Origin of the sequence: Neiella marina (assembly GCF_002165625.1) — a bacterium.
Classification (GTDB): Bacteria; Pseudomonadota; Gammaproteobacteria; order Enterobacterales; family Neiellaceae; genus Neiella; species Neiella marina.
Window position 1 is genome coordinate 43,816 of the sequence record NZ_NGNS01000010.1, and the last position, 13,673, is coordinate 57,488.

The following is a 13,673-nucleotide window of genomic DNA, read 5'->3' on the forward strand; positions in this document are numbered from 1 at the left end:
GCTCCGGTTATTGCATCGTTAATTGTAACGTTTTGCCATCGGTTTGGTGGACATCCCCTCGTTATCTCCCTAAGCTTGCGACAGCTTTTCTTTGGCACAGCTTGGTGTGCTGTGCATTCACCGATATGAGTGATTCGATTATGAACCGACCGTTTTATTGGGCGATTGCCGCTGTCGTGGCAGTGGCGACCTTGGTGTTTTTTGTCGCCGTGTCTTTGGAGCCAACGGCACAAAAAATGTTGATGCGTGAACATGGCCCGATAGAGGCCTTGTCTGCGTTTGGCTATTTGCTATGTGTTGCTGTGATGGCCAAAGCTGGTGGCAGCGATTACCTGAAGAAATACTGGTACTTTGCTGTTGTGCTGGTGTCGTTTGCGGCTCGTGAAATGGACTTTGATAAAGCCTTCACCGAAGTTGGCGTACTGAAGAGTAAATTCTTCTTCAGTCCTGAAGTCAGTGTCATGGGCAAGTTGGTCAGTGCTGTGATACTCGGCTTTATCTTGTTTGCCCTAATCACCATTGTGCGCCGCCATGGCAAGTCTTTTCTCGTTAAAGTGTTTAGCTTCCGCTGGGATCCGGTGATTTGGAGTGTTGGTTTTGCCGGTACGTTTTTGGTGGTTTCGAAGTCGCTTGATGGCCTTGGCCGCAAGTTGCGTGGCTGGGGTATTGCTGATATTTCACCTGAGGTAGATAAAGTCGCCAGCTTAGTTGAAGAGTCGATGGAATTGGCAGTCCCTTATCTGTTTATCATTGCCGTGCTGGCTTATTTGCGCAGCCAGCGGTCAGCTTAACGGCTAAAGCGCTGAGGCTACCAATCTGGTTTCAGCGCCTTAAACATCACCACGTCGTTAATACTGACGTTGGCCAAATCTGATGAACGCTTGGTGGTTAAATAAGCCTGGCGTGCTTCAACCGCACTCACGACTAACTCAATTGACGATGCGTCAAAGCTTGTTTTGACCTTGCCAAATGGATCCATAAAGGTGGTCATTCGAGTCAGTTGTGCCGTTTGGCCGCGGACAATACCGTCCTGCGCCCCCATGTTGACTATTACGCCCGCGTCTTTGCGATTGATGATGTTGGCGATACTTGGAGTACATGACAGCGCTGTTTCGATATCGTTCTGAGCATCACCGAGCATTTGCCCCCAAGCTTTTCCGTAATCGCTCTGCCAAAAATCTGCCGAGAAGGGATCAACCACTTGCTCCGGCGGGAAGTCCCACAATACTTGGTCGCGGTAGCGAAAACGCTTAACCAGTTCGCCCGTCATGCCATCGAGTAAATCCAGCTCTAGTGACAACGAGCGAGGTTTGGGCTCGTATGTCCAGAACTTCAAATTGAGCGACTGCTCTTGCGAGACACTGATGTCTCTGACTTGGCCAACTAACACGTATTGGCTATTGGAGCGACGGGCCAGCGTCCTTGCTAACTCATCGACTTCGGGAATGGTGGTTAACTGCGAAGGGTCGTAGGCCAGCACTTCATCAAGCCACAAGTGACTCTTTACTTGCGTGCTGGTCTCTTGAAAGGAACTATGCATCACTTTACTCACTGCGCCACCGATATCATAGATACCGCCGTGAGCAGCTTGCTGGCGATGAGCCAGAGGGAAGCGAGCAATTGTCAGAGTGTGGCTCAGGCCACTGTTTGTGCATTGTGCTTCTGCAAAGATCTCAGCGCGAATGCGAGCGGTCACCGACTCATCGGTGGTGGTGTAGGACAACACCTCGAGGCCGACTAGCTCGCCATTGCTCTGATAGGAAATAGAATCTTGAGTGAGGGTACCGTTTTCGACTTGCTGAACACTGGAAATCGAAGCGCCAGCAAACAGCACCGCTGACTTCACAGCTTCTTTCACTGCCTGCTCCTTGGCGCGCTCAATGTTGTTGCCGATAATGACCGCAGAGCCTTCGGATTCGTACCATTGGGCAGAAGCCGGATATGCTAAAAGCAAAGCCATACAAACGCCAATTGTGCCCAGCGAACGGGTTAAGTCGGCGATCAAACATGTTATACGGTATTGGCTATTGTTACTCATTGCTTTGCTCGTTGTTGCTGTCATTCAGTCTGCGCTTAGCGTGAATGCCTGACTTCCGGCGTGACCGCCATTGTATCTTCGTATGCATATCGTTGTGAGCAAATCAGTAAGCAAAATTGGTGCCGGGTATGTTTTGACGGATTCTTGTCACTCTTTGCGGCACGGATTTTGCTGAACTAACCCCGAAGAACCATCACAGTGGCAAGTTTCTGCCTGTGACATGAGGATTGAAGGGTGAATAAACGTTTACTAACCGGATTACTGGCGATTTGGGGGCTGGTAGGTTGTGCAAGTCAGCCGCTGCCTGAGCACGATCCAATCATCGTATACAGTGATCAAGAACCCACGCAACTGGTCGGCGCCATTGATGACATGGCTCGGCAATTGTTTGCCACCCGCAAGTTCGTGACCCTCGAAACACCGATTGCCGTCACTTCGTTTGTCGAGTTGAAAAGTCTGCAGAAGACCAGCGAACTTGGCAATCAAATGGCCGAAAGCTTTGTCCATCACCTGCAGGCCAACGGTTATCGGGTTATCGAATACAAAGCGCCAGGGTATATCAAAGTCACCGAGCAGGGAGACTATGCACTGAGCCGTGATTATCAAGACCTAACTGGCAGTTTTGAAATCGACTATATCCTTACCGGCACCTATAGCTCAGTACCTCAAGGCATGATGGTCAATGTCCGCATGTTTGCCGCTGAAAGCAAAATTGTCGTGGCGACGGCGCAGGGTTTTATTCCAAACCAAGCATTAGCTAAAGAGCCGATCAAAAACACCGATCATCAAGCGCTGCGAATGGAGCATGGTTCCTTGGTGCGTTCTGAACCTGCGTTGACTGTACCAACAACAGAACAACGGAGCGATGATGACGAAGAGGGGGACTGGTTATGATTCGTTGCTTGGTTTTGTTAGCAACGCTGATGATGGCAGCGTGTTCATCCTTTGATACCGCTTACGAAAAAGAAGTCGAATACGAATACATCGAACCCGAGTTTTATCCGGTTTTGACGGCGGTTGGCTATGCGCCAATCAGCGCTCAACAGGGGGCTGATTACAATGCCAAGTCACTCCGTGCGATGAAGGCATCAAAGCTCGAAGCTTATCGGGAGTTGGCCGAACAAGTCTATGGCCAACGCCTGCAAGGTAAAGCGACTGTCGCAGATATGGTGGTGGTGGACGACGGCGTTAAATCCAAGGTCGATGGCTTAATCCGCGGTGCTCGGGTGATCCGCAGTTACCCAGTAGGAGACAACTACGCGACGGAAATGGAATTGGATATGGAGCGTATCTACCACATCACTCGCTCGGTTAATAAACCGCGCCGTATTAAAGACGTTCATTACTACTAGCAGGCTCGCAAGTTCATGCTTAACAATCGAAAAAGCTGCCCTAGGGCAGCTTTTTTGGTTTTAACCCGCAGGCAGGGTTAGCAGTGGTGCTTGTTGTGATTTCGGTGATGCTTGAATGTTGTACAGGTACATCATTAGGCCGAAATAGCGTTTACTCATGATGTCGTCGTCGCGAATGTAAAACCAGTGGTCCCGATACGAGATAGCAAGGTAGGCATCGCTGGGGTAATCGACAGAGCTGTGAATGGTCATTGGCAAGGTGTTCGGATCGATATGGGTATTGACCACCGCTTGTTGGTGAGGCGCTGGGATCACGATTCCTCTGGACATGACTGACATGATCGGTAGCAAACCGCGAGTCTTCACTGTGATTTCCTGATCTGATCGTGATGTTTGCTTCGAGGTAATCAAGAAGTTGTTTTGACTCGGATCGAGCGACAATTGACTTTTCAGTTCGGCAATTGCAGCGGCGTGCTCTTCATCAGGGTTAGCCTCAAAGATCAGCTGCATTTGTTTGCTAGCGCCAATATTCCGAACTTCAAATGCCCCTTCATTACCCAATTTGATAATCAGTCGCAGCACATGCTGAAAGCGCTGATAGTCTTCCAAATCGGATTGGTATTGTTCATCTTGCTCGGCCGCGTTGTGACTTTTGGTAATGCCAAAGGACATGTTCTCAACGTCGTTGAGTTGTTGTAAACCGGCACTCATTAACACATCAACCGGCCAGCCTCCTTGGGCGATGGCAAAGACAAAATCGACCGGTATTGGGCGCATCATCCGCATCGCGAATTCATGGCCACTAAGCGGTAAAAAGGTGATCGTTGGGCGTTCCGAGTATTGGCCGCCAACACCGGCATTAACGGAGCTGCCGGTAAAGCCGTTGTCGCTTAAGTAGCCAGCAGATGCGTTGCCGCCGTAGCTGTATTGGGTCAGTACTGAACTGACATCCAAAAACACCGGAATATCCATGTAACGGATCCGCACGACGTTAGACAGCATCTGCTCTTTGGTGGCGTCGGAAATTGCGCTGATATAACTAATATTGTCACTCTGCAGACGGCTCGCACCGATTTGACTGCAGCCAGATAACAACAAAACGGCACCAACAAATAGCGATGCCAACCGCATAATTTGAACCATCCTGGCTCCATGGTTGTTCTAATTTATTGAAGGGTAATGACAAATTAGTTCATTGTCGGTGGGGTTGGCAAGCTTTGTCACGGTTGAATCAAGCGCATAGCTGCTACCGACCTGTGCCACCTTATAGCCAGCGGCGCTGAGCGCTTGGTACTCGCTTTGATTTAGATAGTGATACAGCACCAGTCGCCTTAGCACCTGAGGCTGATAACTAGTGGCCAAATCTACTAGGCCGGTGTGAGAAGGGTTAGCTTGTAATCGGCAGTCATGAAAAATCAATTCCGAGCCACTCAGTTGGTGAGCAATGATCTCAGGGATAGGGCGGGTGTCGGCGGTAAAGTAAAATCAATAGATTGCCGCCACTTTCGTCGGGTTGATAAACCGCTGCAGAGCAACCCAACTCTGGATCGAAGCCGCCACCGACGCCCAGAAAATGCATTTGTCCCATTGCTGCTGCCCTAACTCAATACTGCGATGCCACAGCAGCATCGTGTTGTGTGGCAACAAATTGCTGAAAGCTACCGCTAAAGCCATCTGATTGGGCTTGCTTGAATTGCAGATTGGTCGATCGTTTGCGTGTCAGCATATCGGCCACCAAATCGCGAAATGCCGGTTGCGCAAACCCCAAACCGTCATCGGCGAGTCGGCTTAGCGAGTGGCTATAACCACGCTCAGCGCGCTCCGAGGCATCTTTGCTATGGCAGATTGAGTCCTCTCGAACATAGTAGCGATGGAGGCTCTGACTCAATACCGGCACATCGTGCTCGAGCTGCTCCATGAGGCGCAAATGAAAAAGGGTATCTTCGCCAAGCTCGATATCGCTTTGCCAGGGTAAGGTGATCAGCGAGCGGCGAAATAGAAAGGTCATTGGTACATCGGTTTGGCAGTAATCGTTGGCATTTAGCCAATGAATACCGCCGTCAGCGGCGAACAAGGTGCGAAGTAACTCATCACTTCGGTGATCGACTACGCTGACATTGTCGGCAGCCATCCCGAACCGTTGTGCCAACGGCAACAGCTTTTTGAGTCGCTTGGGCATAAAGCTATCATCGGCATCCAAAGTCGCTATCCATTCTCCTTCGGCGTGTTTGAGTGCCAATGAACGAGCGTGATTAACACCCGCTCCATATGCGTTGGTGGATAAAAAGCGTATGCGAGGATCACTAATGCCCTGTTGTGACAACACCGTTTGATAGTTGGTTTGATCATCGCTAATCAGCAGTAACTCCCAATTGTGATGAGTTTGGGCGATGACGCTTCGTACCGCTCGGGCGATGTAGGGTTCTGCGTTAAATGCAGGGGTGATAATGGAAATTAAATCGGGCGTCTGAATCATGACAATACCGTAAACTGGTTTCGACATTGTCAGGCTAGACGCCCAATTTTACAGTCACATGACGGTTGATACCGCGGCGACGATTGAATTGAAAGCTGTGACCTTAGTCAGCTTTCGACGCTGGTGGGCAAAGCGATTGCCGCTCGATCAGCTTTGGTTGCAAAATGTGGCCGACTGATTCACTGCGCTGACCCGCCATCGCTAAAGCCATGTGACCAGCGCGCTCGCCCATTTCTTCAACTGGGAAGAACACACTGCTGAGTGATGGATTGAGGTAACGCGCGAAGGTGACATCATCGAATCCGACCATACATGTGCCGTGCAGCAAGCCATTTTGGTTAAGGATGTCGCGCGCACCAATGGCAATTAAATCATTGCCGCAGAACATCGCGGAGAACTCTCGTTTGAGATTCAACAGCTTTTGACACATTCGGCGGCCGCCGTCTTCGTTATAGTCGTCATCGAAGACCAGCTCTTGCCGAAATGGCACGCCAAACTCTGCCAATGCGCGTTGATACCCTTCGAGCCGTTCAACACTATCGTGATGGGTAAAGTGCCCGGCCAGAAAAGCAATGCGGTTGTGGCCTAACTCAAGCATGCGCTTAGTGGCCAAGTAGCCGCCTTGCTCATTATCGAGGTAGATACAGTTGTCTTCAAAGCCCTGGATATGACGATTGAGCAGGACGATAGGAGTGCCGTTGCGGTGAAGTTCGACAATTTCTTCTTCGGGAAAACCAAACACCGTCAGAATCAAAGCGTCGACCGGCCGGTTGGTCATGAACTCGATTGCTTCTCGCTCGCGATCTGCTTGGCCGTGGCCGTTGGTCACCACGAGCTGAAAGCCTGCGTCACGAATAACGCGCTCGGCGCTTTTCATGATCGGGCCAAAGAAGGGGCCTGATAAATCACTGACCACCATACCGATGGTACGCGAACGATTGGTTGCTAATGCTTGTGCCAGAGCGCTTGGTTTGTAACCAAGATCGTTCATGGCCTGTTTTACTTTATCGCGTGCTACCTGAGAAACACGCTCGTTGCCGTTAAGTACCCGCGAAACAGTGGCTTTTGAAACACCCGCGAGCTTGGCAACGTCCTTGATGGTCGCCATATAGTTATATTCCGTATATATAGCACCGGACCCACCAACGAGTAGTGTGTCTGGATGCGCCTTATTATTTTATTATTGTGCGCCGCCATTATTCAGTACATATCGTTACTGAGCAACACGGCGAGCTTCAAGTCATGAAGCGGCTCAACAATCATTGCTGTCGAGCTCATGTTATGACCACAGTTTAGTCGATCTGTTGCAGCGGATAGCCGGTCATTTCCATATAGCCAATGCCCGAATGGCTGCCGCTAATATCCACAGGTCCTTCCCAGTAAGGGTAGTCCAGGTCCATCCATTGGTTGGCCTGCTTCGCGGCTGCTTCAATTGCCAACTTATCGCCATAGTGGACTAACCAGCGCTGCGGCACGTCGCGATTAGCAACTTCGGCGGTGGCTAGTGGTCGCAGTTCGAAATCTCGGGTCAGTAGCCGTCGATTGCCTTTTGCGTCGAACCAGCTTAACCATTTCACTGTGTCGGCAGAATCTAGCTGTTGGCCTCTGAGTTGATAGACCATGATCTTATCGCCATCATCAAGGTGCAGCGCTAGCCAATCCCAACCTTGTTGCGATGGCAGCAGAAACTGGCTTGACCATTCTCGATCCAGCCAAGCTTGCCCTGTTACGGCGATCGATTCGCCATCAATATTGAGCTGACCACTGACCTGTAAATAGGGGTGACTGTAGTAATAAGAGCCCGAGCCTTGGGTGTTTTTCACGCTAAAACCTTGCTCGCCTTGCAATACCAGTGGTTTGTCACTGTCGAGGGTCAGGTCAAAGCTGAACGCTTCATCTGCTGCAGTCATAGCTAACGGCAACCAAGACTCATGATTAGCGCTGCGTAATTGCCAGTGATCCAGCCAAGCGTTAAACGGCGGGTTGGTCACCCCAGCTTGGCCTGTGCCTGCTCGCGCGTATTTCTGCATCGCATGATGGCCGCCGGGCCATGATAAAGCTGCGTGGGCCATGTACACCTGGCGTTTGTCCCCAAGTGACTTAGGCCCATCCAGGCCGGAGCGAAATAAGGTCCATTGCACGCCGTACCAATTGCCTTGTTGGTCTGCAAGATTGGCAGTGACGTACCACCATTCCATTCGAAAATCGGGGTGCGCTCCGTGATCTTGCGGAAACCGAAGTGGCCGATTGGCATTGGCTTGTTGATAGTCGCCAAATTGACCGGCAAGCAACTGCTGATAATTATCATCGCTGCTCTCAGGTGCTGGCCCATTGCTTGGTACGGGCTGGCACGCGATCAGCAACTGGATCAGCGCAATGAGCGTAATTAAGAGTTGGATTTTCACTCATCCACCTCCTTGAGTAAGCTGGCAATGCTAACCCGATGAAGTCGCCAACTCGGCCACAGTGTGGCAATTACCACGCACACTAAAGCCAGCAACGCCAAGATTGGGTAATGCTGCCAAACCAACTCTGTGCTGAAGCTCCAGCCAAATGCCAGTGGTGTTACTAAGCTGGCAAGGACCCAAGCTAACAGCGTGCCAAATGGCCAGACAATGCTCATGCTGAGTAACGCTAATAGTGACCATTGCGAGAGGATCATGATCAGTCGCTGGCGCTGACTAACCCCCATAGCGGCAAGCTGTGCTTGCTGCCGGACTCTGTGATGGTGGATGGCGCTGGTGGCGCAAAAAATACCAATGCCGGCGACTAATAGGGTTAAACCATTGAGGGCCTCGGTGACGGTAAAGGTTTGGTCGAACACTGCCATCGCTATTTTCTTGATTTGTTGTTGGTCGATTATTTGTTCTGGCTTAATCAAACCGCTGTCGGACATCGCGGTGATTAATTTTGGCCAATCAAAGTCGTTGCCGTCACTGGTTAGCAATGCCGTGCTCTGACCAATATGCTGTGGCCAGCACTGGCGCAACAGTGATTCATCAAGCAACCACTGACTTCGAGGGTTACCATAGTCATGGTAAATGCCCAAAACAGTAACTTCAGGGGCACTGTCGCAGAGCCAAACCGTTTGGCCGATATCAGCACCATCGAGTCGGTGATGACGCTCAGAGATATAGATGCCTTGCCCTTGGGCGAACAACTGCTGGGCATTGGTTACTTGGTCAATCAGATGAATGCTGTTTCTAAAGGGGGCCATCGGGGGGAGCGAAGCGATTTCGATATGGCGCTGCTGTGAGTGTTGGATAGTATGACGCTCGGCAATTTCAATTGTTGGCGCGTGTTGGCTAAGCCAATCGCCCAGCTGACGCTGACCATCGGCCAAATTCAAATACACCGGAGCCGCTAGACGCTGCTCGAGCCAGTCGAGCGTTGCCGCTCGAAAACTGCCAATCATGGTGTTTAGGCCGGAGTTAGCAACGAGTGCAAGAGTCATGGCCATTAACGATATTGCCGCCGGCCCAAGCAGCCAGCGACTATCGGCAATCAGCCATTGCAATAACGGTTTATTGCTTGGCACTAGTCGTTGCGCTAACTGCAAGCACATTCGCAGGGCGGCAGGAAGGGCCAACGCTCCGCCAAGCAGGACCAACGCCAGACAAGCGAGACCATGCCAAAGATTGCTGGCCCAGTAACTGATAGCCAATGCCAGCAGCAAACAAGTGGTGGCTATCACCAGTAGTTGTCGATCGCGGATGCTAGCCTGGTGTTGCGCCGTCTGCTGCCGGTAGCGATTAAGTAACGGCTGCCGGACAACTTGGCGCATTGGCACGATGGCGGCCAGTAAGGCAGCAATAATTGTCATCAACAATGGCAACAGCGGAAGATCGGCGATGACTTTGTTGGGGTAGCTGATATAGATGCCGTAAAGCTGGGCCAAGGTTTGCCCTAAACCGGGTAGCAATAACGTCGCCAGCCAAGCGCCCAACCAATAGCCAACGGCACTACCGAGTATCACAAACACTATCAGCTCGATCGACAATGCTTGGTAAAGCTGGCGTTGACTGGCGCCACTTAAGCGCAAGCGACGCAGCAAAGGTTGCCGGTCGGTATAGCTAAATTGAATGGCATTGAAGGCCAAAAACACGCCAACGACAAAGCTCAGCAATCCCATTGCGGCCAAATTTAAATGCAGGCTTTCGGCTAGTGCTGCTTGTGACAATGGCTCGGTAGCCGGGCGGAAGACTAAGTCCGGCGGTAGCTGTTGTTGCAGTGCTTGCAAACGCTGATCGGACATGGCGAATACCCAAACCGATGACAACATACCCTGGCGATTGCTGATGTCTTGCAGTGCCTGCAGGTCCATCAATGCTTGGTGCCCTATACCCGAGTTGTCTGGCGCTGCGATCAGCGCAGGTAGCGTCTCGGACGGATTAGCAAGCTCAATGGATTGGTCAGCCGCCACCGCCAGTTGCTTCATTCGCGTCGATGACATCATCAAACGATATGGCGGCAGGAGGAAATCTTCCAGAGTCAGTTGCGATAGCGTCTGTTGCTCTAATTGTGATGATGGCAACGGTGCAGCTTGGAGTGATAGCCAGTCGATTGCCATGACTGCTATGACGCCGTGTTGTGCGGTCTGAAAGTTATGGTGAAGCACTGGCATCAGCTGGTCGAAGCCTTGTCTTCTGAGCGCCACATAGCTGGCCATTGGAAATTGCCGCTGACCTTGGGCGCCGATTAGATAACCGATTGGATTTTGCTCGAATAGTTGCGTGCCCTTGGAGTAACTCGCTTGGGCCTGAGCATTGATCAACTGAGTTGCGACCAGTAACACGGTGGCAATGACGATACCGGTGAACAGAAACAATGCTTGTAGCGGATGACGGCGGTAATGACCGGCTAAGGCATGACTGACGACAAGCCGGGAGGCGATGGAGTTGGGCCAGCCGGTCATGCTGTTGCAGCCGCTATTAATTGGCTTTGCTGGAGCTTTAACACTGAGTCAGCGTAGTCTGCCATGGCAGCGCTGTGGGTGACCATCAGCAAACTGCTATTGGCTTCTTGTACCAAATGGATAAGCAGTGCCATGACCGAATGACTCAAACTGTCATTGAGGTTTCCTGTTGGTTCATCGGCAAATACGATGCAGGGTTTGTGGGCAATCGCTCTTGCGATAGCAACTCGTTGTTGCTGACCGCCGGATAGCTGTTCAGGCAACCGGTGCTTGAGTTCCTCGATGGATAGCTCGGCCATTAAATGATTGAGCCACTGTTGATCAACAGCTCGTTTGCTCAGGCGGCTTTGAAACAAGATATTGTCGACCACAGTGAGTCCCGGCAAGAGATTGAACTGCTGGAACACAAAACCGATTTTTTCTCGGCGCAGTGCAGATAATCGCTTGTCAGCTAGCTGGTACAGTAGTTCTCCTGTCAGTTTCACTTGGCCCATCTGTGGCCGCTCAAGACCTGCAGCTATTTGCAATAAGGTACTTTTGCCGCTGCCGCTATTGCCCATCAAGGCGAGGCTTTCGCCCTGATGCAAGGTGAGCGAAATGTTGTTGAGCACTCGCTGCCCAGGCTCTGTTGCTCCTGACGACTCAAACCAATGACTAATAGTTTCTAATTCGAGCACTTGAGCTCCTTGGCTTGCTGACCGAAAGCGGTTTTTTGCTGATTGTTCTAATCTAAGGCATGACTATGAAAAATACAGGTTTTCGTGCCGGTGAATAGTAACAATTCACTACCGGCCATCGTCCGGGGTTGCAATTCGTTGTCGCTGCCCTGACAATCGCCGCGGGTGATATCTTGCCCTAATACCTGTCGTTACGAGTGGAGCTTCATGTTGGATTTATCAGATCTGCGCCGAGAATATACTCAAGGTGGATTGCGCCGCGAGCAATTGCCAGCCAGCCCATTTGAGTTGTTTGAAAAATGGTTGCGACAAGCGGTCGATGCCAAATTATCTGACCCGACCGCAATGAGTATTGCCACTGTTGATGAAGGTGGTCAGCCGTTCCAGCGTATTGTTTTACTGAAACAATCCGATCCGTCCGGCTTCGTGTTTTTTACTAACTTGGGCAGTCGCAAAGCGCAGCATATTAAAGGCAATAACCAAGTGAGTGCGCTATTTCCGTGGCATCCGCTAGAACGTCAAGTTCATATCACCGGGCAAGCTCAACCGCTGTCTCACGGCGAAGTGCTGCGCTACTTTATGTCTCGACCAAAAGAATCGCAAATTGCTGCCTGGGCATCAAAGCAAAGTGCCCGACTCAGCGCCCGACAGCTGCTCGAAGCAAAGTACATGGAACTGAAAAAGAAGTTTTCCGATGGTGAAGTGCCGTTGCCGACATTTTGGGGTGGCTTCCGAATCGTGCCGTCGAGCATTGAGTTTTGGCAAGGGGGCGAGCATCGCTTGCATGATCGCTTCTTGTATCAGCGCCAAACTCAGGATGATTGGACCATTGAGCGCTTAGCGCCATAAGTTGTTGATGGAACCATGGCCAGAACCGCAGTAGCGCAACGGTTTTCCGATTGCCAACAGCTTGCCGAAAGTCAATGGCGCCAGCCTCTCGAACAGCACTTGCAACAGCTGCTCAAGCGCGCCGCTGAAGCGTTTGACTATCGGTTTGAACGTCCGACGTTAATGCTTAATCAGCGAGGTACCATCGCTGGCAGTGCGCGCTTACAGACCCAGGTGTTGCGGCTTAATCCGGTATTGCTGGTGGCAGAACCGCAAGCGTTCATTGGCCAAATCTTACCCCACGAATTGGCCCACTTACTGGTTCATCAGCTCTACGGCAGAGTTGCTCCTCATGGTGCCCAATGGCAACAAATGATGGAATCGGTATTTGACGTGCCTGCCGAGCGAACTCATCGTCTCGATGTGTCTGCGGTGCAAGGCGAGATGTTTTTATATCATTGTGGTTGCCAGCAACACCAGCTGACTATTCGTCGCCATAACCGGGTTTTGCGCGGTGCTAGCTATCGTTGCCGTGGATGCGGTGAAGAGCTGCAGAAATTGCCGAATGAGTAGTTTCGATTGAAAAGCCAGCCCGCAAAGTGGTCGCCACCACCTTGCGGATTGGCGGTTAGCTAGGCTTTACAGAATACCCGAAATTGAGTCAATCAAGCCCTTCTCAAGCGAAGGAAGCGCTTCTGGGAACTCAAGGTTTACTTTGTTTGCCGTAGAGACAATGCGTGTCTGGTAACGATGCCACTGAGTCTTCTTTGAAGAACTAACAGATTTGGCGCCGGAATTACCTTGCTTCAACGATGCGCTGTTGTTTTCTGTGACAACTACTCCCTCTTCAGCTCTTTCTGAAAGTTGTAGGTCGGTAACCATTGTGTAGTACACATCTTCAACCATTGCGTCGGCAGCTACACCGATTGCTGCGCCAATCAGACCCGTCGCTAAACTACCTTTGCCGCTGCCAAAACCACCTGCACCAATCACAGCACCAGTTAAACCTGCACCATAACCCGATTGCAGCATGCCTTCCGCTTCGCGCTTATCCACTTTGCCGACTTGTAAAATGTTGGCTTGTACCATGTAGTGAGCTTCATTAGGGTTCTTAGTGATTCGATAGCCACGTTGAACTACGCGGTTCTCAATTGCGCTCCGGACATTCAAGTCTTGCTTGTCTGAGGTGTTTCGAATCTGAAGATAAACGACCATTTGCTCCGGTGGCACAGGATCGAGGAACACGGTGTCGGACATTTTGGTTTGGACATCAAGATTTCGTTTCTTGATTGCAGTGTGAGTGGCGGAGCATCCTCCTAATGCGAGCATGGCTAGCGCACTGAATGCGATGATTGTTTTTTTCAAAGTAGAAGAAGTCACGTTGTTC

Annotated in this window: 14 protein-coding genes; 5 read left to right on the forward strand and 9 right to left on the reverse strand. The window is 51.0% G+C overall.

Annotated elements, in window-relative coordinates; translation table 11 throughout:
* The first annotated feature begins 125 nt into the window (after window positions 1-125).
* Window positions 126-791 carry a hypothetical protein gene (locus CBE68_RS09475; protein WP_087505839.1) on the forward strand — a complete coding sequence of 222 codons (666 nt, stop codon included), beginning with the start codon at window positions 126-128 and terminating at the stop codon, window positions 789-791.
* A gap of 17 nt (window positions 792-808) precedes the next feature.
* Here CBE68_RS09475 and CBE68_RS09480 read toward each other — a convergent pair whose 3' ends face one another.
* On the reverse strand, window positions 809-1,960 hold the full coding sequence (locus CBE68_RS09480; RefSeq protein ID WP_158100559.1) for a flagellar assembly protein T N-terminal domain-containing protein: 1,152 nt from the start codon (window positions 1,958-1,960) through the stop codon (window positions 809-811).
* A gap of 312 nt (window positions 1,961-2,272) precedes the next feature.
* Here CBE68_RS09480 and CBE68_RS09485 point away from each other — a divergent pair, with 312 nt between their 5' ends.
* Complete coding sequence (locus CBE68_RS09485; protein WP_087505841.1) at window positions 2,273-2,932, forward strand: FlgO family outer membrane protein; 660 nt, start codon at window positions 2,273-2,275, stop codon at window positions 2,930-2,932.
* Window positions 2,929-3,390 carry an LPP20 family lipoprotein gene (locus tag CBE68_RS09490; protein WP_087505842.1) on the forward strand — a complete coding sequence of 154 codons (462 nt, stop codon included), beginning with the start codon at window positions 2,929-2,931 and terminating at the stop codon, window positions 3,388-3,390. Before CBE68_RS09485 ends, CBE68_RS09490 begins: the two co-directional genes overlap by 4 nt.
* A 60-nt stretch (window positions 3,391-3,450) precedes the next feature.
* Here CBE68_RS09490 and CBE68_RS09495 read toward each other — a convergent pair whose 3' ends face one another.
* The 7 genes from CBE68_RS09495 to CBE68_RS09525 form a co-directional block, all read right to left on the reverse strand.
* Window positions 3,451-4,533, reverse strand: a complete 1,083-nt coding sequence (locus tag CBE68_RS09495) for a hypothetical protein (RefSeq protein WP_087505843.1) — start codon at window positions 4,531-4,533, stop codon at window positions 3,451-3,453.
* Between the two features lie 307 nt (window positions 4,534-4,840).
* Window positions 4,841-4,978: a hypothetical protein gene (locus CBE68_RS18730; RefSeq protein ID WP_158100560.1), complete on the reverse strand. Its 138-nt coding sequence runs from the start codon at window positions 4,976-4,978 to the stop codon at window positions 4,841-4,843.
* A gap of 15 nt (window positions 4,979-4,993) precedes the next feature.
* A complete protein-coding gene (locus tag CBE68_RS09505) occupies window positions 4,994-5,893 on the reverse strand; it encodes a glycosyltransferase family 2 protein (RefSeq protein ID WP_087505845.1) in 900 nt (299 codons plus the stop codon).
* A gap of 76 nt (window positions 5,894-5,969) precedes the next feature.
* Window positions 5,970-6,974 (reverse strand): LacI family DNA-binding transcriptional regulator, encoded by a 1,005-nt coding sequence (locus CBE68_RS09510; RefSeq protein WP_087505846.1) that lies wholly within the window; start codon window positions 6,972-6,974, stop codon window positions 5,970-5,972.
* 184 nt (window positions 6,975-7,158) lie between these two features.
* Complete coding sequence (locus CBE68_RS09515) at window positions 7,159-8,271, reverse strand: lipocalin-like domain-containing protein (protein ID WP_087505847.1); 1,113 nt, start codon at window positions 8,269-8,271, stop codon at window positions 7,159-7,161.
* Complete coding sequence (locus tag CBE68_RS09520) at window positions 8,268-10,781, reverse strand: ABC transporter permease (protein ID WP_087505848.1); 2,514 nt, start codon at window positions 10,779-10,781, stop codon at window positions 8,268-8,270. Before CBE68_RS09520 ends, CBE68_RS09515 begins: the two co-directional genes overlap by 4 nt.
* Entirely contained in the window at window positions 10,778-11,458 is a 681-nt protein-coding gene (locus tag CBE68_RS09525; protein ID WP_229744719.1) for an ABC transporter ATP-binding protein, read from the reverse strand. The genes CBE68_RS09520 and CBE68_RS09525 overlap by 4 nt, the downstream gene beginning before the upstream one ends.
* Window positions 11,459-11,665: 207 nt before the next feature.
* Between CBE68_RS09525 and pdxH the strand changes: the two genes are divergently transcribed.
* Window positions 11,666-12,307: a pyridoxamine 5'-phosphate oxidase gene (gene pdxH / locus CBE68_RS09530; RefSeq protein WP_087505849.1), complete on the forward strand. Its 642-nt coding sequence runs from the start codon at window positions 11,666-11,668 to the stop codon at window positions 12,305-12,307.
* 15 nt (window positions 12,308-12,322) lie between these two features.
* A complete protein-coding gene (locus CBE68_RS09535) occupies window positions 12,323-12,859 on the forward strand; it encodes a SprT family zinc-dependent metalloprotease (RefSeq protein ID WP_087505850.1) in 537 nt (178 codons plus the stop codon).
* Window positions 12,860-12,925: 66 nt separating this feature from the next.
* Here the strand turns inward: CBE68_RS09535 and CBE68_RS09540 are convergent, their stop codons facing one another.
* Window positions 12,926-13,666 carry a complement resistance protein TraT gene (locus tag CBE68_RS09540; RefSeq protein WP_229744720.1) on the reverse strand — a complete coding sequence of 247 codons (741 nt, stop codon included), beginning with the start codon at window positions 13,664-13,666 and terminating at the stop codon, window positions 12,926-12,928.
* Window positions 13,667-13,673 lie beyond the last annotated feature (7 nt).

Coding starts and splice junctions, on each gene's coding strand:
- CBE68_RS09475 (WP_087505839.1), top strand. CDS start 126: ATGAGTGATTCGATTATGAACCGACCGTTTTATTGGGCGATTGCCGCT.
- CBE68_RS09490 (WP_087505842.1), top strand. CDS start 2,929: ATGATTCGTTGCTTGGTTTTGTTAGCAACGCTGATGATGGCAGCGTGT.
- CBE68_RS09535 (WP_087505850.1), top strand. CDS start 12,323: ATGGCCAGAACCGCAGTAGCGCAACGGTTTTCCGATTGCCAACAGCTT.
- CBE68_RS09520 (WP_087505848.1), bottom strand. CDS start 10,781: ATGACCGGCTGGCCCAACTCCATCGCCTCCCGGCTTGTCGTCAGTCAT.
- CBE68_RS09480 (WP_158100559.1), bottom strand. CDS start 1,960: ATGGCTTTGCTTTTAGCATATCCGGCTTCTGCCCAATGGTACGAATCC.
- CBE68_RS09505 (WP_087505845.1), bottom strand. CDS start 5,893: ATGTCGAAACCAGTTTACGGTATTGTCATGATTCAGACGCCCGATTTA.
- pdxH (WP_087505849.1), top strand. CDS start 11,666: ATGTTGGATTTATCAGATCTGCGCCGAGAATATACTCAAGGTGGATTG.
- CBE68_RS18730 (WP_158100560.1), bottom strand. CDS start 4,978: ATGGGACAAATGCATTTTCTGGGCGTCGGTGGCGGCTTCGATCCAGAG.
- CBE68_RS09495 (WP_087505843.1), bottom strand. CDS start 4,533: ATGGTTCAAATTATGCGGTTGGCATCGCTATTTGTTGGTGCCGTTTTG.
- CBE68_RS09510 (WP_087505846.1), bottom strand. CDS start 6,974: ATGGCGACCATCAAGGACGTTGCCAAGCTCGCGGGTGTTTCAAAAGCC.